General features: G+C 61.0%; 17 protein-coding genes and 3 tRNA genes. All 20 read right to left on the minus strand.

Features of this window, described 5'->3' with window-relative positions; translation table 11 throughout:
• Positions 1 to 2: 2 nt before the first annotated feature.
• Entirely contained in the window at positions 3 to 542 is a 540-nt protein-coding gene (locus J3P93_RS17870) for a (2Fe-2S)-binding protein (protein ID WP_434590265.1), read from the minus strand.
• Positions 535 to 3,366 carry a xanthine dehydrogenase family protein molybdopterin-binding subunit gene (locus tag J3P93_RS17875; protein WP_434590268.1) on the minus strand — a complete coding sequence of 944 codons (2,832 nt, stop codon included), beginning with the start codon at positions 3,364 to 3,366 and terminating at the stop codon, positions 535 to 537. Before J3P93_RS17875 ends, J3P93_RS17870 begins: the two co-directional genes overlap by 8 nt.
• Positions 3,367 to 3,840: 474 nt before the next feature.
• Positions 3,841 to 3,917: transfer RNA gene (locus tag J3P93_RS17880), tRNA-Asp, on the minus strand.
• Positions 3,918 to 4,010: 93 nt separating this feature from the next.
• A tRNA-Asp gene (locus J3P93_RS17885) sits at positions 4,011 to 4,087 on the minus strand.
• 55 nt (positions 4,088 to 4,142) lie between these two features.
• A tRNA-Val gene (locus J3P93_RS17890) sits at positions 4,143 to 4,218 on the minus strand.
• 183 nt (positions 4,219 to 4,401) lie between these two features.
• Entirely contained in the window at positions 4,402 to 5,175 is a 774-nt protein-coding gene (locus J3P93_RS17895) for an SDR family oxidoreductase (RefSeq protein ID WP_434590270.1), read from the minus strand.
• On the minus strand, positions 5,172 to 6,383 hold the full coding sequence (locus tag J3P93_RS17900; RefSeq protein WP_434590273.1) for an O-succinylhomoserine sulfhydrylase: 1,212 nt from the start codon (positions 6,381 to 6,383) through the stop codon (positions 5,172 to 5,174). Before J3P93_RS17900 ends, J3P93_RS17895 begins: the two co-directional genes overlap by 4 nt.
• 73 nt (positions 6,384 to 6,456) lie before the next feature.
• Positions 6,457 to 7,962 (minus strand): amidophosphoribosyltransferase, encoded by a 1,506-nt coding sequence (gene purF / locus J3P93_RS17905; protein WP_090282656.1) that lies wholly within the window; start codon positions 7,960 to 7,962, stop codon positions 6,457 to 6,459.
• Between the two features lie 41 nt (positions 7,963 to 8,003).
• Positions 8,004 to 8,564, minus strand: a complete 561-nt coding sequence (locus J3P93_RS17910; protein ID WP_203421500.1) for a CvpA family protein — start codon at positions 8,562 to 8,564, stop codon at positions 8,004 to 8,006.
• Between the two features lie 98 nt (positions 8,565 to 8,662).
• Positions 8,663 to 9,328 carry an SPOR domain-containing protein gene (locus J3P93_RS17915; protein ID WP_434590277.1) on the minus strand — a complete coding sequence of 222 codons (666 nt, stop codon included), beginning with the start codon at positions 9,326 to 9,328 and terminating at the stop codon, positions 8,663 to 8,665.
• Positions 9,312 to 10,619, minus strand: coding sequence for a bifunctional tetrahydrofolate synthase/dihydrofolate synthase (gene folC, locus J3P93_RS17920; protein ID WP_434590280.1), 1,308 nt, complete (start codon positions 10,617 to 10,619; stop codon positions 9,312 to 9,314). The genes J3P93_RS17915 and folC overlap by 17 nt, the downstream gene beginning before the upstream one ends.
• Positions 10,616 to 11,536 carry an acetyl-CoA carboxylase, carboxyltransferase subunit beta gene (gene accD / locus J3P93_RS17925; RefSeq protein WP_434590283.1) on the minus strand — a complete coding sequence of 307 codons (921 nt, stop codon included), beginning with the start codon at positions 11,534 to 11,536 and terminating at the stop codon, positions 10,616 to 10,618. Before accD ends, folC begins: the two co-directional genes overlap by 4 nt.
• A 206-nt stretch (positions 11,537 to 11,742) precedes the next feature.
• Entirely contained in the window at positions 11,743 to 12,366 is a 624-nt protein-coding gene (locus J3P93_RS17930) for a phosphoribosylanthranilate isomerase (RefSeq protein WP_434590286.1), read from the minus strand.
• A 63-nt stretch (positions 12,367 to 12,429) separates the two neighbouring features.
• Entirely contained in the window at positions 12,430 to 13,254 is an 825-nt protein-coding gene (truA, locus tag J3P93_RS17935) for a tRNA pseudouridine(38-40) synthase TruA (protein ID WP_434598430.1), read from the minus strand.
• Positions 13,255 to 13,520: 266 nt separating this feature from the next.
• Complete coding sequence (locus J3P93_RS17940) at positions 13,521 to 16,187, minus strand: FimV/HubP family polar landmark protein (RefSeq protein ID WP_434590289.1); 2,667 nt, start codon at positions 16,185 to 16,187, stop codon at positions 13,521 to 13,523.
• 209 nt (positions 16,188 to 16,396) lie between these two features.
• Complete coding sequence (locus J3P93_RS17945) at positions 16,397 to 17,407, minus strand: aspartate-semialdehyde dehydrogenase (protein ID WP_434590291.1); 1,011 nt, start codon at positions 17,405 to 17,407, stop codon at positions 16,397 to 16,399.
• Positions 17,408 to 18,110: 703 nt separating this feature from the next.
• Entirely contained in the window at positions 18,111 to 19,223 is a 1,113-nt protein-coding gene (gene asd / locus J3P93_RS17950; protein WP_090282647.1) for an aspartate-semialdehyde dehydrogenase, read from the minus strand.
• 66 nt (positions 19,224 to 19,289) lie between these two features.
• Complete coding sequence (leuB, locus tag J3P93_RS17955) at positions 19,290 to 20,372, minus strand: 3-isopropylmalate dehydrogenase (RefSeq protein WP_434590292.1); 1,083 nt, start codon at positions 20,370 to 20,372, stop codon at positions 19,290 to 19,292.
• A gap of 54 nt (positions 20,373 to 20,426) precedes the next feature.
• Positions 20,427 to 21,194 carry a class I SAM-dependent methyltransferase gene (locus J3P93_RS17960; protein WP_203421483.1) on the minus strand — a complete coding sequence of 256 codons (768 nt, stop codon included), beginning with the start codon at positions 21,192 to 21,194 and terminating at the stop codon, positions 20,427 to 20,429.
• 148 nt (positions 21,195 to 21,342) lie between these two features.
• Positions 21,343 to 21,987, minus strand: a complete 645-nt coding sequence (gene leuD, locus J3P93_RS17965) for a 3-isopropylmalate dehydratase small subunit (protein ID WP_434590296.1) — start codon at positions 21,985 to 21,987, stop codon at positions 21,343 to 21,345.
• Between the last annotated feature and the right edge of the window lie 8 nt (positions 21,988 to 21,995).

The raw sequence follows: 21,995 nt of genomic DNA on the forward strand, positions 1-21,995 counted from the left end.
GTTTAACCCTCCTTGACCAGGCCGAGATCGGTCAGCACGTTGCGGGTGGCGTTGTAATAACGCACGTACCCGGTGCAACGGCAGACGTGATGGCCGAGGCTGTCCTCGATGACTCTTTCCAGCTGGCTTTTGACGATTGGCTGACGCTGCAGCTTCTCCACCAGCACCGTCGCGGCGTTGACGAAGCCTGGCGCGCAGTAGCTGCACTGGAAGGCGAACTCATCGACGAAACGTTGCTGGATCGGATTCAACTCAGTGACCTGCCCGTGCTCGTCACGCTTGGCGTGGGATTCGATGGTGCGGACCTTTTTGCCCTCGAAGTAATGCGCACCCGTGATGCAGGTGCGCACTTCTTCGCTGGTGCCGTCCGGGTTGTCGACGATCACCACGCAGGCGTGACAGATGCCTTGGCCACAGCCCAGACGCGAACCGGTGAGGTTTTTGTATTCGTGCAGATAGTCGATCATCGGCAGGTCATCAGGGATGTCCACCGGGCCGACGGATTGACCATTGAGGGTCAGTTGAAGCGGACGGTTAGCCATTGAGGGCCTCCTTGATGCGCGCAGCAGTGATGGGCAGGTCGCGAACACGTTTACCGATGGCGTGCGCCACGGCGTTACCGATGGCACCGACAATCGGGATCATCACCACCTCGGCGATGCCTTTGGACGGGTCGCTCGGCGACAGCGGCGGCAGAATCTCCGCGGTCTGCTTCCACACCGCAACGTGACGGGCCATCGGCAAGCGATAGCGGTTGAAGTTCCAGTCACCCTCCCCTGGCCCGCCTTCGTACAGCGGCATTTCTTCCATTAAGGCGTGCCCGATGCCCATGGCGATACCGCCTTCGAGCTGGCCCTTGACCAGTTCTTCGACCAGCACGCGGCCGCACTCGACCCACGAATGGTGGTTGAGCACTTCAACTTCTGCAGAACCCTTGTTGACCTTCAGCTCGACCAGCGTGGCGACCGGGCTGTAGTAAGTCACTGCCGCGTTGTTCAGTTGCACCACCGGGTAGTTGATGTTCTGCCGATCGAGCAAATGGAAACCGGCGCTGTTCATCTGCGCTTTTTTCGCTTGCGGCGCGCCATCACCGTACTTCACCGCCAGACCGTCAAGCGGCAGGCGCTCGCGTACACCGTCGATGCTGTATTCAGCCTCGGCCCAGCTCCAGCGGTTGAAACCGTGCACGGTGGCAGCGGTGACCAGACCGCGTTCATGAGCACGCTTGGCCAGTTCTTCGAAGCTCAGCGGCTGCATGCCGTTGGCGGTCAGTTTGCCGTCGACCCAGTGCGCATCTTCGCGCCGCACCACGTAAGGGTTGGCCTGGCCGCCATACGGGCCCTGACGCCAGATCTCCAGCGCCGCCGGCCACAATCCGTGATTGAACAGCACGCGCGCCGCTTCCCGGGTGGCGTGGCTGAAGTAGTAAGCCGAGTTGGTCGCCGACGATGCCGAAGCCAATTTGCCGACCCAACGCGGGTTGCGCAGCAGGTTGTTCTGCTCGGCCTGGCTCATGATGTAAGGGTTGCCACTGGTGATCAGCTGCATTTCCTTCCATTCGGTTTCGCCGGTCTTCACTTCATGAGCCGGGCTGCCGAGGAAATCGGCCACCACCAGCGCCTGCGAGGTGGACATGCCGGTGCCGATTTCGATGCCGATGTGACGCAGACTGATGCGCCCGTCAGCACTGAACTCGATGCTGGCCATCGGCGCTTCGGAACCGGTGCCGAAGTCTTTCTGGCAAATGGCAAAACCGACGCCATACCAGTTGTCCGGGTCGGCCGCTTCGCGCTGCTGCTTGATCGCCTCGCGGTTTTTCCAGACTTCGTGCACCGCGGCCTTGTCGAGAATTTCGTGCAGGCGCAGTGCACCGGCAGGAATCGCGCCCTGGGTGTTTTTCATGCCCGAACGCAGGGCGTTCTTGCGGCGCAGATCGATCGCGTCGACACCGAGGCGATCGGCGATTTCATCGACCATCATTTCGGTCGACGCCATGCTCTGCAGCGTGCCGTAACCGCGCATCGAACCCGCTTCCACCGCACGCGAGTGGTACGCGGTGACCTGCAGATCGTTCTGCGGCATGTAGTAGATCGACTGCGCCGCTGTTGCACCGACCGCCGCCACCGATGGGCTGTAGTTGACCCGACCGCCACCGTCGACGCTCATTTCAGCGCGGAAAATCTTGAAGGTGTAGTCGTTCTTGTCCACGGCCAACTGGTAGCGGATGTCGAACGGGTGACGCTTGATGCCGCTCTGAAATTGCTCGTAGCGGTCGTTGGCCAGACGCACCGGCACCCCAGCGCCATACAGCGCAGCGAGAGCTGCGTAGTAGACGAAAATGTTGTGGTCCTTGGAGCCGTACCCGACGGTGTAACCCGGGTGCATGTTCAGATTGGCGAGGCCAAAGCGCGACGGCGCGATCATTTTCGCGGTCTCGGTCGCCACTTCCAATGGGCACTGAGTGGCCACGACGAAGTGCAGGGTCTTGGTCTGCGGATCGTACCAGCCGTTGCCGTTGTCCGGTTCCAGCGCGGCCGGCTCGATCGACGGCGTCTTGTAGCGCTCGTCGAACACCAGCCAGTTGTCCGGCGGCGTATCGATCTCTTTCTTCATGCGCTCGGCGTAGAACAGGCCGCGCTCGGTCAGGTTGCCGTGCAGGTTCGGCTGGGAATTCCACACCGGGCGGCGGTTTTTCAGCATCGGGAACAGGATCGAGTCCTTGAGGCTGGCAAATTCGTCTTCATCCGCCGAGGTCGGGCCGCCGACACGTACGTAGCGGAAGCTGCCGTAGGGATCGCCTTCGTAGAACGGCACTTTGTCGCCATAACGAATCGCTTTGTCGTTGAATTTGAGCTGGTTCTTGGCCTGACGGAAACGCTCGAAATCGTTCCAGACCAGGATCGCCACCGGGTGGCCGATGAACATCGGTACCTTGCCTTCCGGCAGCAATGGATCAGGGGCGTGCTCTTCCGGGAAGACGATGCCGTCCTTGTCCAGGTCAGCGGCGGTGACGATACGGTCCGGCTGCAACTCGGTGCCGAGCCAGGACAGGTCGAAGCCGTTGTAGATTCGGTCAGCCTTGATGGTTTTCAACAACATGGCGTGGCCCTGCTGCTGCGGCCAGCCCGGCATGTCTTTGGATCGAATGTCGCGGGCAAACACTTTGCTGCCGCAGACCTTGGACAAGGCATCGTTACGCTGACGCGCCTTGCCATTGTTACCGAGCCACTGCTCGGACGGCACGGTGACGCTGTTTTCCATCAAGGCAGCCAGCGCCTGACTGCTGAGCGGCGTGAGCGTGACGCTCACGCCCGCCACCAGCCCGCCCTGGAGGAACGAGCGCCGGGATATTTCACGGTTGGACATGGATCATCCTCTGGGCGGTTATATATCCGCCCTTGTGGTTATCTACTGGGGATCTCGAGTCTTGCAGAAGCCCTTTCTGGCGAAGCAAAGAGCTGTGTTGACAGTGCAAAGCTGACCGAAAGGTTAACTTTAAAGGTTTCCGAGGCCGCAGCAAACAACCAGACACAAAAAAGCTGACTAAATAATCAAAAAATCAATGCGGCGTGGTACCGCAGCAACTGATTTGAAAATCGAATCCTGTAGGAGTGAGCCTGCTCGCGATTGCGATTCTTCAGTCACAAAGTTGTCGACTGGACTACCGCGATCGCGAGCAGGCTCACTCCTACAAGGGATTTGCGCTGGATTCAGGAGGGAAGATCAAATTTCAGACACAAAAAACCCCGGCCTTTCGACCAGGGTCTTTGCTATCGATTCCGAATCAACCGTTGGCTGACTTCGGTGCTTCAAGGCGTTCAGTGGGCCCTGGAGCAGATATGGCGCAGCGGACGGGACTCGAACCCGCGACCCCCGGCGTGACAGGCCGGTATTCTAACCGACTGAACTACCGCTGCGTATCGCTTTGAGCTTGCGCTCAAGTAACTCGTTTTGACTGCAGGCTTCGGTGCCTGACAATCACGAACCAGATGAATCTGACTCGTAAAATATGGCGCAGCGGACGGGACTCGAACCCGCGACCCCCGGCGTGACAGGCCGGTATTCTAACCGACTGAACTACCGCTGCGCGTCGGTGCAGGCACTTTCAGCCTACGTTCTTGCTTGCGCAAGTTTCTCGGGAGTGGTGGGTGATGACGGGATCGAACCGCCGACATTCTGCTTGTAAGGCAGACGCTCTCCCAGCTGAGCTAATCACCCGTTTGCATCTCCGAGGCCGCGAAATTTACGCAGGTAGCGAACCTAAGTCAATAGCAGGATTGGAGTTTTTTTCAAAAACAGCTTTTAGCTGCAAGCTATCAGCCGCAAGAAAAAGCATGAACACCCACAGCAGGTACACCACCATGCTTCAACTTGCAGCTTGAAGCTAGAAGCTGCCTCTCGCTACGTGTAGACCATTTTCTTGGTCATGCCGCCATCGACGACGAATTCCTGCCCGGTGACGAACCCGGCATTCCTCGACAGCAGCCACGCCACCATCGCCGCGACGTCTTCGACCGTGCCTACCCTGCCCGCCGGATGCTGGGCATGATCGGCATCCGCCAAGGGTTCGGCGCGCCGCGCAGAGGCGTCGCGTGCGTCGATCCAGCCGGGGCTGACGGCGTTGACGCGAATCTCTGGCCCGAGGCTGATCGCCAACGCGTGAGTCAGCGCCAGCAGCCCGCCCTTGCTCGCCGCGTACGCCTCGCTATCGGCCTCGGACTGGCGGGCGCGGGTCGAGGCCAGATTAACGATCGAACCGTTGTGCGCGCGCAGGTAAGGTGCACAGTGCTTGGCCAACAGCATCGGCCCGCTGAGGTTCACCGCCAGCACGCGATTCCAGTACGCCAGGTCAAGGCTTTCCAAGGTGATATTGTGCGGGTCAGCCACAGCGGCGTTGCACACCAGCGCATCGAGCCGGCCAAACTGCCCCAGCACCTCAGCGACGCCCAAGGCGACCTGACTTTCGTCGGCGACATCCATGGCGATGAACCAGGCATTTTCACCCAGCACCTTCGCCACCTTCGAGCCCCGCGCGCGATCAAGATCGGTCAGCACCACTTGCCAGCCTTCGCTGATCAGCCAGGCCGAAATCCCCAGACCGATGCCCCGCGCGGCACCCGTGACCAGCGCAACGCGGCCATGGGTGCCTGCGGTCGGCGTAGGCAACTCGATCACAACGCAGCCAGACCGCGCGCCAGATCGGCCTGCAGGTCAGCCACATCTTCCAGACCGACCGCAATGCGGATCAGGCTGTCACGAATACCCGCCGCTTCGCGCTCCTGCGGCGCCAGACGGCCGTGGGAGGTGGTACTCGGATGGGTAATGGTGGTCTTGCTGTCGCCCAGGTTGGCAGTGATCGAGATCAGTCGAGTCGCGTCGATAAAGCGCCAGGCGCCCTCCTTGCCCCCCTTGACCTCAAAACTCACCACCGCACCGAAAGCCCTCTGCTGACGCTGCGCCAGTTCGTGCTGCGGATGGCTCTTGAGACCGGCGTAATGGACCTTCTCGATGCCTTCCTGCCGCTCCAGCCACTCGGCCAGCTCCTGCGCATTGGCGCAATGCGCTTTCATGCGCAGGTTGAGGGTTTCCAGGCCCTTGAGGAAAATCCACGCATTGAACGGGCTCAGCGTCGGCCCGGCAGTACGCAGAAAGCCGACCACTTCTTTCATCTGCTCGCTGCGGCCAGCGACCACACCGCCCATGCAACGACCCTGGCCGTCGATGAACTTGGTCGCCGAGTGCACAACAATATCGGCGCCCATCTTCAGCGGCTGCTGCAACGCCGGGGTGCAGAAGCAGTTGTCGACCACCAGCATCGCGCCCTTGCCGTGAGCAATTTCCGCCAGCGCGGCGATATCGACCAGCTCTGCCAGCGGATTGGACGGCGACTCGACAAACAGTAGTTTGGTGTTGGACTTGATCGCCGCATCCCACGCCGACAGATCGGCGAGGGGCACGTAATCGACTTGCACACCGAAACGCTTGAAGTACTTCTCGAACAGGCTGATGGTCGAACCAAATACGCTACGCGAAACCAGCACGTGATCGCCAGCGCTGCACAGGCTCATGACCACTGCCATGATCGCGGCCATGCCGGTGGCGGTCGCAACGGCCTGCTCGGCACCTTCCAGCGCAGCAATGCGCTCTTCGAATGCGCGCACGGTCGGGTTGGTATAACGCGAATACACGTTGCCCGGCACTTCACCGGCAAACCGCGCAGCCGCATCGGCAGCAGTACGGAACACGTAGCTGGAGGTGAAGAACATCGGATCGCCGTGTTCGCCTTCCGGCGTACGGTGCTGACCGGCGCGTACGGCCAGAGTATCGAACGCTACGCCTTCGAGGTCGCTGTCCAGCCGACCGGCATCCCATTCCTGACTCATGCTGTCACTCCTTGCCCTGTTCTCGAAAATTGAATATCAGATACAAAACCGGCCCCTCAGGGCCGGTAGAAACTCAGTTGTTGTACAGATCGATGATCGCACTGACCGCCTGGGTCTTGACCTTCGAGGCATCATTGCGTGCCTGCTCGATCTTGTTCAGGTAGGCCTCGTCGACGTCGCCGGTGACGTACTTGCCGTCAAACACCGCACAATCGAACTGCTCGATCTTGATCTTGCCGCCACCGACCGCTTCGATCAAGTCCGGCAGGTCTTGGTAGATCAGCCAGTCAGCGCCGATCAGATCGGCCACATCCTGAGTGGAACGATTATGGGCGATCAGTTCGTGCGCGCTCGGCATGTCGATGCCGTAGACGTTCGGGAAGCGTACCGCCGGCGCCGCCGAGCAGAAGTAGACGTTTTTCGCGCCGGCTTCGCGGGCCATCTGGATGATCTGCTTGCAGGTGGTGCCACGCACGATCGAGTCGTCGACCAGCATCACGTTCTTGCCGCGGAATTCCAGCTCGATGGCGTTGAGTTTCTGACGCACCGACTTCTTGCGTGCCGCTTGGCCTGGCATGATGAAGGTCCGGCCGATGTAGCGGTTCTTGACGAAACCTTCGCGGAATTTCACACCCAGGTGGTTGGCCAGTTCCAGTGCCGCGGTGCGGCTGGTATCAGGAATCGGGATGACCACGTCGATATCGTGCTCCGGACGCTCGCGCTGAATCTTCTCGGCGAGCTTCTCACCCATGCGCAGACGCGCCTTGTAGACCGACACGCCGTCGATGATCGAGTCCGGGCGCGCCAGATAGACGTGTTCGAAGATGCACGGGGTCAGCGACGGGTTGGTCGCGCACTGACGGGTGTGCAGCTTGCCGTCTTCGGTGATGTACACCGCTTCGCCTGGGGCGAGGTCGCGAATCAGGGTGAAACCGAGCACGTCCAGCGAAACGCTTTCCGAAGCGATCATGTACTCGACGCCTTCGTCGGTGTGACGCTGGCCGAACACAATCGGACGGATGCCGTGCGGATCGCGGAAACCGACGATGCCGTAACCGGTAACCATCGCCACGACCGCGTAACCCCCGACGCAACGGTTATGCACGTCAGTCACGGCGGCAAACACGTCTTCTTCGGTCGGTTGCAGCTTGCCGCGCTGGGCCAGCTCGTGGGCGAACACGTTGAGCAGCACTTCCGAGTCGGAACTGGTGTTGACGTGACGCAGATCGGATTCGTAGATCTCTTTGGCCAACTGCTCGACGTTGGTCAGGTTGCCGTTGTGCGCCAAAGTGATGCCGTAAGGCGAGTTGACGTAGAACGGCTGGGCTTCGGCCGAAGTCGAACTGCCCGCCGTCGGGTAACGGACATGGCCGATACCCATGTGGCCGACCAGACGCTGCATGTGACGCTGCTGAAACACGTCACGCACCAGGCCATTGTCCTTGCGCAGGAACAACCGGCCATCATGGCTGGTCACGATACCGGCAGCGTCCTGGCCGCGGTGCTGGAGCACGGTTAGCGCGTCATACAGCGCCTGATTGACGTTCGACTTACCGACGATACCGACGATGCCACACATGCGACGCAACCCCTACTTAATGGATCTGAACTGAACAACACTCACTGAGGCGTTTTCGCCGTCGGCAAGAGCTGCTCCTTGAACGGAATATCAGCGGGTACGCTGATTCCGCTGGCAAGCCACTGACTGCTCCACCCGAGAATCAGGTTTTTGGACCAGTCGGCGACCAATAGAAACTTGGGTACGAGCTGTGATTCTTTCCACCACCCGTCCTGCTGTACCGGCCCCAGGCTCAACAGCCCGACCGCCACGACCACCAGCAACACGCCACGCGCTGCGCCGAAGGCCATGCCGAGGAATCGATCGGTCCCGGACAACCCGGTGACGCGAACCAACTCGCCGATAAGATAATTGATCATTGCGCCCACGATCAGTGTGGCGACAAACATGATGGCACAGCCCGCGATCACGCGAGCCGATGGGGTTTCGATGTATCCGGCGAGGTACTCGGACAATGAGCCACCGAACATCCAGGCGACGGCTCCTGCGATGATCCAGGTCACCAGCGATAATGCTTCCTTGACGAAGCCGCGGCTCAGACTGATCAAAGCGGAGATGGCGATGATTGCAACGATCGCCCAGTCAACCCAGGTAAATGGCACAGTGCAGCCTACAGACGGATAAGGCGGCGCATTTTAGCAGAGCGCATGCCTCTCGGTAAGCTGCGATTTCCTGTGCTTTTCAATCGAGGCGATAGTTTTTAACCGCGCTCGGGCTGGAAACGCACAACAAAGCCCTTGAGGTTCTGCTGACGGCTGAGCAGATCGCGCAGACGATCGGCTTCGGCACGCTCGATCAGCGGACCGACGAACACCCGATTCTTGCCGTCGGCAGAACGAATGTAGGCGTTATAGCCCTGGCTGCGCAGATTTTTCTGCAGGCTCTCGGCGCTGGCGCGGCTCGACAGACTGGCCAGTTGCACCGACCAGCTCACCGACAGACCGTTGGCATCGACGCGACTTTGCGCCGGATCAGGCTTGGTCGACGATGACGTGATCGGCTGCGCCGGTGCCGGAATCGGCTTGGACACCGCAGGCGGCGCTGCGGGCTTGGCGATGGCGATAGGTGCAGTGGGTGCTGGCGCTGGTGCGGCGGGCGCCGCTGGAGCTGCCGGCGCCGTGTCTGCGGCGACTTCTTCGTCGGTTGGCACGGGTTCTTGCGGCAAGGCTTGCGGCTCCGGCACGGCTACAGGCTCCATTTGCACCTGCGGCACGACCGGCGCTTGCGGCGCGGCGGGCGCATCGACAGTCACCTGCCGCTGCTCGTCCTGACGGGAAAACAGCATCGGCAGGAAAATCACCGCCAGCGCCACCAGCACCAGCGCGCCAACCATGCGCTGCTTGTACGCTTTATCCAGCAAAGCCATTTGCCGCTTCCTCCGTGGAGCGCCGGGACAGCCATTCAAGGGCCTCGGCGACACAATAAAATGAGCCGAACAACAGAATCTCGTCGTCAGCGGTCGCGAGCGCGCACTGCCCTTCCAAAGCGGCGGCGACACTGGTGTAAGACGTGACCGAGGCGCCAAGCCCCTGCAACGCTGCGTGCAATTCGGCTACCGGGCGCGAGCGCGGCGAATCCAGCGGCGCCACCGCCCAGTGCTGGACACTAGCATTCAATTCGCCGACAACACCATCCAGATCCTTGTCGGCCAGCAGACCGAACACCGCCAGACGCTTGCCGAGCGGCGGGCGCGAAGCCAAACGACGCGCCAGGTACTCGGCGGCATGCGGATTGTGGCCGACATCGAGCAACAGGCTCAGACGCTTGCCGTTCCACTCGAAGGTCCGCCGATCGAGGCGCCCGACCACGCGCGTTGCCTGCAACGCGGCCACGATCTGCTGCGCATCCCAGGGCAACCCAAGCAACAGGTACGCCTGCAACGCCAGCGCGGCGTTTTCCATCGGCAGTTCGAGCAGCGGTAAATCGCGCAGCTCAACCACTTGTCCCCGCGCATCGGTCCCGCGCCACTGCCAGTGCTGATCAGTGATGCCGAGATCGAAGTCACGCCCACGCAAAAAGAACGGGCACGCCAGTTCTCGCGCCTTGGCGAGCAGCGGTTGCGGAGGATTGAGATCGCCACACAGGGCAGGCTTGCCCCGGCGGAAGATGCCGGCCTTTTCGAAGGCCACGGATTCGCGGGTGTCACCGAGATAGTCAGCGTGATCGACGCCAATACTGGTCACCAGTGCGATGTCGGCATCGACCACGTTGACCGTGTCCAGCCGCCCCCCCAGGCCAACTTCCAGCACCACCGCGTCCAGCCCGGCTTGTTGAAACAGCCAGAACGCCGCCAGCGTGCCCATTTCGAAGTAAGTCAGGGAAGTGTCGCCGCGTCCGGCCTCGACGGCGGCAAAGGCCTGGCACAACTGTGCATCGGTGGCTTCGACGCCATTGAGCTGCACCCGCTCGTTGTAACGCAGCAAGTGCGGAGAATTGTAGACACCAACGTTCAGGCCCTGCGCACGCAGCAATGACGCCACGAATGCGCAGGTCGAACCCTTGCCGTTGGTGCCGGTGACCGTGATCACCCGAGGCGCCGGCTGGCCCAGCCCCATGCGGGACGCTACCTGTTGCGAACGCTCCAGCCCCATGTCGATGGCCGATGGATGCAACTGCTCAAGGTAGGCGAGCCATTCGCCAAGGGTGCGCTCGGTCATAGGCCGGCAGGGACCGGCGGCACGACGACCGGCTCGACCGGCGCAGCGACGAATTTCGGCGTCGGCTTGCCAGTCATTTGCGCCAGCAGGTTGCCCAGACGCGGACGCAGTTCCTGACGATGGATGATCATGTCGATCGCGCCGTGCTCCAGCAGGAACTCGCTGCGCTGGAAGCCTTCCGGCAGTTTTTCCCGCACGGTCTGTTCGATAACGCGCGGGCCGGCGAAGCCGATCAGGGCTTTCGGCTCACCGACAATGACGTCGCCGAGCATCGCCAGACTGGCGGAAACACCGCCGTAGACCGGGTCGGTCAGCACCGAGATGAACGGAATGCCTTCTTCGCGCAGCCGCGCCAGTACGGCCGAAGTCTTGGCCATCTGCATCAGCGAGATCAGCGCTTCCTGCATGCGCGCACCGCCGGAAGCGGCGAAGCAGATCATCGGGCAACGGTTTTCCAGCGCGTAGTTGGCTGCACGGACAAAGCGCTCACCGACGATGGCGCCCATCGAACCGCCCATGAAATTGAATTCAAAAGCCGAAACCACCACCGGCATGCCCAGCAACGTGCCGCTGACCGAGATCAGCGCATCTTTCTCGCCGGTCTGCTTCTGCGCCGCGGTCAGGCGGTCCTTGTACTTCTTGCCGTCGCGGAATTTCAGACGGTCAACCGGCTCCAGATCGGCGCCCAGTTCATTGCGACCTTCTGCATCGAGGAAAATGTCGATGCGCGCGCGTGCGCCGATGCGCATGTGGTGGTTGCACTTTGGGCAAACATCCAGGGTCTTTTCCAGCTCCGGACGGTACAGCACAGCCTCGCACGAAGGGCATTTGTGCCACAGACCTTCAGGCACCGAGCTCTTCTTGACCTCCGAGCGCATGATCGAAGGGATCAGTTTGTCTACTAACCAGTTGCTCATGCTTTCTTTCTCCAGTACCGGCGGCCCGAACGCTCTGGTTCGCAGCCCCGCGTATGCCCTTGAGCTAAATTCATGTGTGTGGCGATGATTGCCGCTAGCCACGATCAGCGCGAAACATGACCTGCGTGCAAATCGACAACCCTCAGCCGCGCCCGCTGTGTGCAGGTGCATTGATGGACGGCGGCAGACTGCCAGCCGTCACATCCTTATGGTGCTTTGCGTACCGCCTCGATGAAGGCTCGAATCTTTGCGTGTTCCTTGATGCCCTTGCTCAGCTCCACCCCGCCGCTGACGTCCACCGCGTACGGTTTTACTCGCGCAACCGCGTCGGCAATGTTCTCGGGAGTCAGCCCGCCCGCCAGAATCAACGGCTTGCTCAAATGCTGCGGAATCAGTGACCAGTCGAAGGCTTCCCCGGTTCCGCCGGGCACGCCTTCAACGTAAGTGTCGAGCAGCACGCCGCTGGCGCCCGGATAAGCGTCACAAGCCGCGGCAACGTCATCGCCCGCCTTGACGCGCAATGCCTTGATATACGGACGATGCCAGCCTTCACAGTCCTCGGCGGCTTCGTCGCCATGAAACTGCAGCAGGTCCAGCGGCACCGCATCGAGGATTTCGCCGAGTTCGCAACGGCTGGCATTGACAAACAGGCCGACCGTGGTAACGAATGGAGGCAGCGCCTGGATGATCGCCCGGGCCTGCTGCACGCTGACTGCCCGCGGGCTCTTGGCGTAGAACACCAGGCCGATCGCGTCGGCGCCGGCTGCAACCGCGGCGAGCGCATCTTCGATGCGGGTAATCCCGCAGATCTTGCTGCGAACGGCTGACATGTGGAAACACTCCGAGGCTAAAACCGGGAAAGTCCCGGATGGTAACAAAAGCGTTCAAAGGCGTCAGCCGTCAAGTTCGGAGAAACCCGTAAGGAAATGTGGCCCGATGAAACGTTCCGGCAGCGGGAATTCATCGTGGTATTCGACTTGCACCAGGTACAAGCCGTAAGGATGCGCGGTCACCCCGCCGGAGCGCCGCTCGCGGCTTTCCAGCACTTCCTTCATCCACTCGACCGGGCGCTCGCCAGCACCGATGGTCATCAGCACACCGGCTATATTGCGCACCATGTGGTGCAAAAAGGCATTGGCGCGGATATCCAGCACGATCATTTTGCCGTGCCGGGTCACGCGTAGGTGATGCATCTTCTTGATCGGTGACTTGGCCTGGCACTGGCCGGCACGAAACGCACTGAAATCGTGAGTACCAATCAGGCACTGCGCGGCCTCAGCCATCCGCTCGACGTCCAGCGGACGGTGATTCCAGGTGATTTCTTCGTTGAGATGCGCCGGGCGGATCTGGTCGTTGTAGATCACATACCGATAACGCCGGGCGATTGCCTTGAAGCGCGCGTGAAAATGCGCCGGCATCACCCGCGCCCAACTGACGCTGATGTCATGGGGCAGATTGATGTTGGCGCCCATGACCCAGGCCTTCAGCGAGCGATCGACCTGAGTGTCGAAATGCACCACTTGCCCGCAGGCATGCACGCCGGCGTCAGTACGCCCGGCGCATTGCAGGGAAATCGGCGAGTTGGCAACTTTCGACAAAGCCTTTTCGAGTTCTTCCTGCACCGTCGCGACACCCGTCAGCTGCCGCTGCCAGCCGCTGTAGCGCGAGCCTTTGTACTCGACGCCCAGCGCGACGCGGTAAAAGCCGTCGGGGGCCATTTCGGCGACCGGGTTATCTATGTTTGCCAAGGTGGGACAGCCTGCTGTGTTTGCAAAGGCGGGCATTATAAGGCGGTGGTTCAGGGATGCCAGAGTTCTCTATCACCATCAAGGGCCCCATCGCGAGCAGGCTCACTCCTACAGGGAAACGCATTCCAAATGTAGGAGTGAGCCTGCTCGCGATAGCAATAGCCCTGACAACAGATGTTCGGGCACAAACAAAAACGGCAGCCTCAATGGCTGCCGCTTTGGCTTCAACGTAGAACCTACGCCAGGTTAGAAAGCATCTCCTTGGCCTCGCCACGCTGCGTTTCATTACCTTCGGTCAGCACTTCATTGAGGATGTCGCGTGCCCCGTCGGCGTCGCCCATGTCGATGTAGGCCTGAGCCAGATCAAGCTTGGTCGCCGCTTCGTCAGTACCGGCGAGGAAGTCGAAATCGTCTTCGCCCAGATCGTCACCCAGCGCCGCGTCGGCTTCGGTGAAGGTCGGCTCGGCAATGCTTTGCGACAGGCGATCGAGTTCGGCGTTGACATCGTCCAGCTCGGTGGTGAACGCGTTCGACTCGGTGGCCGGGTTGCTGTCCATTTCATCAGCCAGCGACAGATCGAAATCGGCCGGTAGCTCAAGATCGTCCTGCGGCAAGTCGGCCACCACCGGCGCCTCGACTGGCGGTAGATCCTTCACGCCCTCGTCCAGATCAAGCAGGAACTCGTCTTCAGCCAAAGTCGCTGGCGACGGCTCGGCACCGAGATCCATATCAAGATCGAAATCCGACAGGTCGTCGAGGTTCTCTTTCGCTTCGGTCTGCTGTTGCAGCACCGACTCGAAACTCAGGTCATCGTCGGCCGGAAACGCGTCCAGCTCGACCGGTGCTTCAGGCTCGACCACTGGCGCCGGCTCAACCGGGGTGATGTTGTCGAGATCGTCCAGGCTCAGGTCGAAGGCGCTGTCCAGGTCATCTTCAGCCGGCGCAGGCGCTTCAGGCTCGTCCAGCAGCAGGTCCTTGACGTATTGCGCGTCCAGCTCGGCAGCGACCGCCGCCGCAGCCAGACCACCTGCAGCCACCAGGGCCATCGCTGGGAAGCGGCTTTTCAGCGCTTCAACTTTGGCGAAGTTGTCGCCGTTGGCCACCAGTTGCCGCTCCTGCGCGACGAACGCGTCACGATCGCCCTGCTGACCGTAGACTTCCATCAGCTTCAGGCGCAGGTCACTGCGCTCCGGCTCGAGGCCGACGCCCTCCTCCAGCAGCGCGGCGGCCTGATTCAGGCGCCCGGCATTGATATGCGACTGGGCCTTGTCGAGGACGTCATCGGAGCGATCCGCGGCCGGCGCGACCAGCGGCGCGGCAATCGGCTCGGCCATGACCACTGGCGCCACGATCGGTGCCGGAGTCGGTGCAGGCGCTGGTGCCGGGGTATTGAGCTTGACGCTCGCCGCCGGAGTTTCCAGACCTTCGAAGCTGCTTTCCGGCAGATCCTGTTCGGCGGAGAATTCTTGCTCTTCGGCCAGCGCACGGGCCATGCGCACATGCTTCTCGGCTTCCTGCTGGGCTTTGCGGCGACGGGCCAGCAACAACAGCAGAAGCAGCAGCACCACGGCACCACCACCGATCAGCCCGAGCAGGATCGGATTGGTCAGCAGTTCATTGAAGGTTTTGTCGTCATCAGCGGCCGGGGTGGTTTCGACAACCGGCTCGACCACTGGATCAACTGGCGTCTCCGCCGGTGGCGCGATGGCCGATTCCGGGGTGGGCGATGCCGAGGCTGCGTCAGCCGGAGTGGCTGGCGGTGTCGCCGCCAATTCAGCGGTGATTGCCGGTACCGGCGGTACTGCACCATTAGCCCCAGGCGCAGTGCCGGGAGCAGCAACAGCGCCATCGGCCTGCATCTTCGCCAGTTGATTGTTCTTCAGCTCGATCAGCTTTTGCAGCTTGTCCAGTTGGCTTTGCAGATCGGCCATGCGGCTTTTCAGTTCCTCGTTGTCACGACGGGTCGTGTCGAGGTTTTCCTGAGTGATTGCCAGTTTGTTGCTCAGCGCCTGAGCGTCGCCGGCCGGGCCCTTGCGGCCAGCCTTGGCGCTTTCGGCGGAGACCAGGCTCAGGTTGTCCTGCGCATTCGGCGCAGCACCGGTATTGCCGCGACCGCGATTGGTCGCATCAAGCTGCTGCTGACCGCTACCCGGCTTGGCCACATAACGCCGACCCTGACGCCAGGCTTCGTTCTGCGCCGCGACTTCAGCGATGGCTGCGGACTGCGGCAACGCCGTGCTTTGTACAGGATCTGGCAGACGCAATACCTGACCGGTTTTCAGGCGGTTGATGTTGCCGCCGATAAACGCATCCGGGTTCAGGGCTTGAATGGCCAGCATGGTTTGTTGCACCGAACCGCCATTGCGCGCCTTCGCGGCGATTTCCCAGAGGGTATCGCGCGGCGTGGTGGTGTATTGCCCGCGGTGAGTGGCGCCCGTAGTCGGTGCGGCAATGGTCTGCGACGGCGCCGGTTGGGCTGCGGCGTCAGCGGTCTGCGGCGAGAACTTCGATGGGTCCAGCAGTACGCTGTAATCGCGCAGCAAGCGGCCGTTCGGCCACATTACCTGCACGAGGAATTTCACCATCGGTTCCGACAGCGGCTTGCTTGAAGTCACCCGCAAGACGCTTTTGCCGCTGGCGTTGAGCACCGGGGTGAACGTCAGATCATTGAGGAAAGCCTGGCGGTCAACGCCGGCCTTGGCGAAATCTTCAGGAGACGCCAGGCTCGGCACCACTTCTGCCGCGGTGAGATCCTTGACATCAAGCAGCTCGATTTCGGCCACCAGCGGCTGGTTCAGGGTCGACTTCAGGGTCAGCTCCCCGAGCCCGAGGGCATGCGCCATACCGGAGGACAGCGCCGAGGCGGCCGCTATTGCTAACACCAGTTTGCGAACTTGAACCATAGCCTCATCCTTTGTTTGAACGTTCCTCGGCCAGCGAGAAGCTTTTGAATAGCGCTGCCGTAAGGCATTGCGCGAGACGACAACAGATGTCGCGCGCGATCATTTCTTTGATGCCCCGAAAAATCCCAGAGGGCTGACACGTCATCGACGTTTCGGATCAAGCATAGCGCTGACCTAGAATCAGTCGACAAATTGTTGCCAAGTATCTTTTACAGCAGGTCTTTTATCAACAATTCAGCCACCTGCACAGCATTGAGCGCTGCACCTTTGCGTACGTTATCTGACGTCAGCCACAGATTTAGTTCCGCCGGATCGCCGACACCGAGGCGCACGCGACCGACATACACCACATCCTGCCCCACCGCGTCGCCGACGGCGGTCGGGTAATCGCCAGCCTCGACCAGCTCGATGCCCGGCGCCGCTTCCAGCGCAGCGTTAACCTTTTCCAGGTCGACAGCCCGTGCTGAATGCAAGGTCACGCTAAAGCTATCGCCAAAAAACACTGGGGCTTGAACGCAAGTTGCGGAAATCTTCAGCGAAGGCCGCGCGAGCACCTGACGCAACTCACGCACCAGACGCTTTTCCAGCAGCGTGTGGCCCTGCGCATCAGGCGTACCAACCTGAGCCAGCAGGTTGAAGGCCATCTGCCGATCGAAGAAGGTCGGCTCAAGCGGACGCATGTTCAACAGCTCGGCGGTCTGCCGCGCCAGCTCGGCCACGGCTTCGCGACCCTGCGCGGAAACTGCCAGATTGCCAGTGACGTTGACGTATTGCAGATCGAGCAGATCAAGCAAGGGCGCCAGCACCACGGCAAGCGACGTCGCCGAAGGGCTTGGGCTGCTGACCTGGAACGGCGCGCTCAGCGTGGCGAGCAATTCGGCATTGGCTTCCGGCACCACTTGCGGCGCCTGATCAGCCGGCAAGGCGCCAGACAGGTCGATCAACGAACAACCAGCGGCATGCGCACGGGCCGCGTAGCTCAGAGAGACCGCTGCGCCAGCGGCGAAAAACACCAGTTTGACCTTGCTGAAATCAAACTCGTCGACTTCACGCACGCGGACGTTCTTATTGCGAAACAGCACCGAGCTGCCAGCCGATTCGCTGCTGGCCAGCAGGTGCAGATTGCCGACGGGAAAGTCGCGCTCTTCAAGGATTTGCACGAGGGTTTCGCCGACAGTACCGGTGGCGCCGATCACGGCAATATCTAGGGTCTGGGTCATGCTGCGAGCCTCTGGTGAAACGGGGGGAGCGGCACTTTACCGGGTGACTGGCGTGCAGGCAATTTCTGCCAGCGATCGCTCAGGTAAATGCCTGACTCAGTCCGAAAATCAAAAGCCCCTCACCCTAACCCTCTCCCGGAGGGAGAGGGGACTGACCGTGGTGGTTGGGCTAGATACGGAAATCTGAAATACCGAGTCGAACGCGAATTTCGAATCCAACCAAAATCGGCTCCCTCTTCTCGGGGAGCGGGCTGGGTGGGCGGCGTTCCGATGAGTGGCGAATCCACCGAAAATTTCAAGCCATGCGGCGCTTCTAACCACTCAACAATGAGCGTTAGCTCGAGTGCCCTTGATCTTGATCTTGCCTAACCAGCGACATCGGAAGGCTGAGCGGAGGGATTGATCCGGGCGTGGGAGCGCAGCGACCGTCTGGCGCAGCCAGACACAGCGGACGTACGTGCAGCGAAGCAAACCGTAGCCGCTGCGCCCGGAGCGATTCCGGAGCGAAGGAACCCGAGCCTGCGAGGGCCGAACGCAGGAGCAAGCCTTTTGGGTTACCTTTTTGGCGTTTGAAAAAGGTGACCCGCCGTCAGGGCGGAACCCTAAGTAGCCGTTACCGCAGCAACGGATATGTACTCCTCCAACCACCCGAAAAAAACCCGCACCTCTTTCAAAGCGCGGGCTTCTTCATCACATTAACCAATCAGCGCTCAAGCAAAATCCGCAGCATGCGACGCAACGGTTCCGCCGCACCCCACAACAACTGATCGCCCACGGTAAACGCGCCGACAAACTGCGAACCCATGTTCAGCTTGCGCAGACGACCCACCGGAACATTCAGGGTGCCGGTGACCTTGGTCGGACTCAGCTCCTGCATGCTGATCTCACGGTTGTTCGGCACCAGCTTGACCCAAGGGTTGTGCTGGCTGATCAGCCCTTCGATATCAGCGATCGGCACGTCCTTGTTGAGCTTGATGGTCAGCGCCTGACTGTGGCAGCGCATGGCGCCGATGCGCACGCAGATACCGTCGACCGGGATCGGGCTCTTGAAGCGACCGAGAATCTTGTTGGTCTCGGCCTGGGCCTTCCACTCTTCGCGGCTCTGACCGTTCGGAAGTTCCTTGTCGATCCACGGGATCAGGCTGCCGGCCAGCGGAACGCCGAAGTTCTCGGTTGGATACGCTTCGCTGCGCATGGCATCGGCCACGCGGCGGTCGATGTCGAGGATCGCGCTGGCCGGGTCGGCCAGTTGATCGGCGACAGCGGCGTGGGTCGCGCCCATCTGCTTGATCAGTTCACGCATGTTCTGCGCGCCGGCCCCGGAGGCCGCCTGATAAGTCATGGCGCTCATCCATTCCACCAGACCGGCTTCAAACAGACCGCCCAGGCCCATCAGCATCAAGCTGACGGTGCAGTTGCCACCGATGTAGTTCCTGGTGCCGGCATCGAGTTGCTGATCGATGACCTTGCGGTTGACCGGGTCGAGAATGATCACCGCGTCATCGTTCATGCGCAGGCTTGAGGCTGCGTCGATCCAGTAACCCTGCCAGCCGGCTTCGCGCAGCTTGGGGAATACTTCGCTGGTGTAGTCGCCGCCCTGGCAGGTCAGGATCACGTCGAGGGTCTTCAGCTCGTCAATGCTGTAAGCGTCCTTGAGCGGAGCAATGTCCTTGCCCACGGACGGGCCTTGGCCACCGACATTGGAAGTGGTGAAAAACACCGGCTCGATTAGATCGAAATCCTGCTCTTCCAGCATCCGCTGCATGAGCACGGAACCGACCATCCCGCGCCAACCGATCAGACCTACACGTTTCATCGCAACTACACCTTCTTGAAAAGTGGGCCGCTGCTTTGTATTGAATTTCGCAGCGGGCCCGAGAGATTACAGATTCCGCAGCGCGGCGACTACTGCGTCGCCCATTTGCTGCGTACCGACTTTGGTACAACCGGCCGAATGGATATCGCCGGTGCGCAAGCCTTGATCGAGCACGACGCTGACGGCTTTTTCGATGGCATCAGCGGCATCGTGCAGATTGAAGCTGTAACGCAGCATCATCGATACCGAGAGGATGGTCGCCAGCGGGTTGGCGATGCCTTGGCCGGCGATGTCCGGTGCGGAGCCGTGGCAAGGCTCGTACATGCCCTTGTTGCTGGAGTCCAGCGAGGCCGAAGGCAGCATGCCGATGGAGCCAGTGAGCATCGACGCTTCGTCGGAGAGAATGTCGCCGAACATATTGTCGGTGACGATCACATCGAACTGCTTCGGTGCGCGCACCAGTTGCATGGCGGCGTTGTCGACGTACATGTGGCTCAGCTCGACTTCTGGATAGTCTTTGGCCACTTGCTCGACCACTTCGCGCCACAATTGGCTGGACGCCAGCACGTTGGCCTTGTCCACCGAGCACAACTTTTTGCCACGGACCATGGCCATGTCGAAACCGACGCGGGCGATGCGGCGGATTTCGCTTTCGCTGTATGGCAGGGTGTCGTAGGACTGACGCTCGCCGTTGTCCAGCGTACGGGTGCCGCGCGGCGCACCGAAGTAGATGCCGCCGGTCAATTCACGAACGATCAGGATGTCCAGACCGGCAACGATCTCCGGCTTCAGGCTCGAAGCGTCAGCCAGTTGCGGGTACAGGATGGCCGGACGCAGGTTGCCGAACAGGCCCAGTTGCGCTCGGATTTTCAGCAGACCGCGCTCAGGACGAATATCGCGCTCGATGGTGTCCCATTTCGGGCCACCGACGGCGCCGAGCAGCACGGCATCGGCAGCGCGGGCGCGGTCGAGGGTTTCGTCGGCCAATGGCACGCCGTGCTTGTCGATGGCCGCACCACCGATCACGTCATGGCTCAGCTCGAAGCCCAGGCTGTACTTGTCGTTGGCCAGTTCCAGCACCTTGACCGCTTCGGCCATGATTTCCGGACCAATACCGTCACCTGGGAGAATCAGAATCTGCTTGCTCATGCTTTCCTCATGTCTTCAATCGGTGCGCCTTCACCGGCGCGCCCGGAAAAATGCTTATCGCTCGGCCATCAATACGATCACATCGGTACTGAAGGAGCCATCGGCCTCAATTTCGAAATATTCGCGCACTTCGTTGCCCATCGATTGCTGCAACTGAACAATCGCCGCACGCATCACCTCGGGGGTGCGCATGCGCTCTACCCAACTGGCGTACTCCAGGCGCAGGCGCTGACGCGTGGTACTGCGCACATGCAACCCGGCCTCACTGACCTGGCGCAGCCATTCGGCGGCGGAATAATCGCGCACATGGCTGGTGTCACGCAGCACTTCGACGCTTTGCAGGTAAGTGTCGAACAGTGGGCTGCCCGGTGACAACACGTCCACGAAAGCTGCGACACCGCCCGGCTTCAGCACCCGACGCACTTCGCGCAGGGCCACACCGAGATCGCTCCAGTGATGCGCCGAATAACGGCTGAACACAAAATCGAACTCGCCATCGGCAAACGGCAGACGCTCGGCGGCACCGTTGACCGTGGAAATATTGCCCATGCCGCGCTCGGCCGCCGCGGCGGTGACCACGTCGAGCATCTGCTGCGACAGGTCATAGGCCACCACTTCGCTGACCAGCGGTGCGACATGAAAACTCACATGACCGGCACCGCAACCCAGATCGAGCACCCGCGCCCCGCCCTGCCCGGCCAGCTCGGCTTGCAACAGGGCGAATTCGCTGCCCTGCGCGTGAACGGCGCTGCTCAGGTAAGCGGCGGCCTGTTCGCCGAATTGCTTCTGGACGACCTGGGTGTGTTGGGCGGTGCTGGTCATGGTCACATCCTGTTCAGTCTTGTGTTGCTTTGGAGGGCCCTATCGCTGGCAAGCCAGCTCCCACAGGTTTTGTGAACAGCGCAAAACCCTGTGGGAGCTGGCTTGCCAGCGATGGGGCCGGCCCTGACTACATCATCTCGAATTCTGCTCAGGCGTCGCTAAACAACCACGGCTGACTCACCCGGTGCTTCGCTTCGAACGTGGCAATCGCATCGCCGTCCTGCAGGGTCAGGCCGATATCATCCAGACCGTTCAACAGGCAATGCTTGCGAAACGCATCGATCTCGAAGCGGTACACCTTGCCATCAGGGCGGGTCACGGTTTGAGCTTGCAGGTCGACCTGCAATTGATAACCCGGCTCGGCCTCAACCTGCTTAAACAATTCATCGACTTCAGCATCGTTGAGGATGATCGGCAGCAAGCCGTTCTTGAAGCTGTTGTTGAAGAAGATATCGGCGTAGCTCGGCGCAATGATGCTGCGGAAACCGTATTCTTCCAGCGCCCATGGCGCGTGCTCACGGCTGGAGCCGCAACCGAAGTTCTCGCGGGCGAGCAACACGCTGGCGCCTTGATAACGCTCGGCGTTGAGCACGAAATCCTTGTTCAAGGGGCGCTTGGAGTTGTCCTGATACGGCTGGCCAACGTCGAGATAACGCCACTCGTCGAACAGGTTCGGACCAAAACCGGTGCGTTTGATCGACTTCAGGAACTGTTTGGGAATGATCTGATCGGTGTCGACGTTGGCACGATCCAGAGGCGCGACAAGACCAGTGTGCTGGGTAAAAGCTTTCATGCTGCGCT

The sequence above is a fragment of the Pseudomonas sp. R3-57 genome, assembly GCF_051132065.1.
Lineage (GTDB): Bacteria > Pseudomonadota > Gammaproteobacteria > Pseudomonadales > Pseudomonadaceae > Aquipseudomonas.

Coding starts and splice junctions, on each gene's coding strand:
- J3P93_RS17945 (WP_434590291.1), bottom strand. CDS start 17,407: ATGACCCAGACCCTAGATATTGCCGTGATCGGCGCCACCGGTACTGTC.
- accD (WP_434590283.1), bottom strand. CDS start 11,536: ATGAGCAACTGGTTAGTAGACAAACTGATCCCTTCGATCATGCGCTCG.
- J3P93_RS17900 (WP_434590273.1), bottom strand. CDS start 6,383: ATGAGTCAGGAATGGGATGCCGGTCGGCTGGACAGCGACCTCGAAGGC.
- purF (WP_090282656.1), bottom strand. CDS start 7,962: ATGTGTGGCATCGTCGGTATCGTCGGTAAGTCGAACGTCAATCAGGCG.
- J3P93_RS17960 (WP_203421483.1), bottom strand. CDS start 21,194: ATGACCAGCACCGCCCAACACACCCAGGTCGTCCAGAAGCAATTCGGC.
- folC (WP_434590280.1), bottom strand. CDS start 10,619: ATGACCGAGCGCACCCTTGGCGAATGGCTCGCCTACCTTGAGCAGTTG.
- J3P93_RS17870 (WP_434590265.1), bottom strand. CDS start 542: ATGGCTAACCGTCCGCTTCAACTGACCCTCAATGGTCAATCCGTCGGC.
- truA (WP_434598430.1), bottom strand. CDS start 13,254: ATGGCCCCCGACGGCTTTTACCGCGTCGCGCTGGGCGTCGAGTACAAA.
- J3P93_RS17940 (WP_434590289.1), bottom strand. CDS start 16,187: ATGGTTCAAGTTCGCAAACTGGTGTTAGCAATAGCGGCCGCCTCGGCG.
- J3P93_RS17930 (WP_434590286.1), bottom strand. CDS start 12,366: ATGTCAGCCGTTCGCAGCAAGATCTGCGGGATTACCCGCATCGAAGAT.
- J3P93_RS17915 (WP_434590277.1), bottom strand. CDS start 9,328: ATGGCTTTGCTGGATAAAGCGTACAAGCAGCGCATGGTTGGCGCGCTG.
- asd (WP_090282647.1), bottom strand. CDS start 19,223: ATGAAACGTGTAGGTCTGATCGGTTGGCGCGGGATGGTCGGTTCCGTG.
- leuD (WP_434590296.1), bottom strand. CDS start 21,987: ATGAAAGCTTTTACCCAGCACACTGGTCTTGTCGCGCCTCTGGATCGT.
- J3P93_RS17875 (WP_434590268.1), bottom strand. CDS start 3,366: ATGTCCAACCGTGAAATATCCCGGCGCTCGTTCCTCCAGGGCGGGCTG.
- leuB (WP_434590292.1), bottom strand. CDS start 20,372: ATGAGCAAGCAGATTCTGATTCTCCCAGGTGACGGTATTGGTCCGGAA.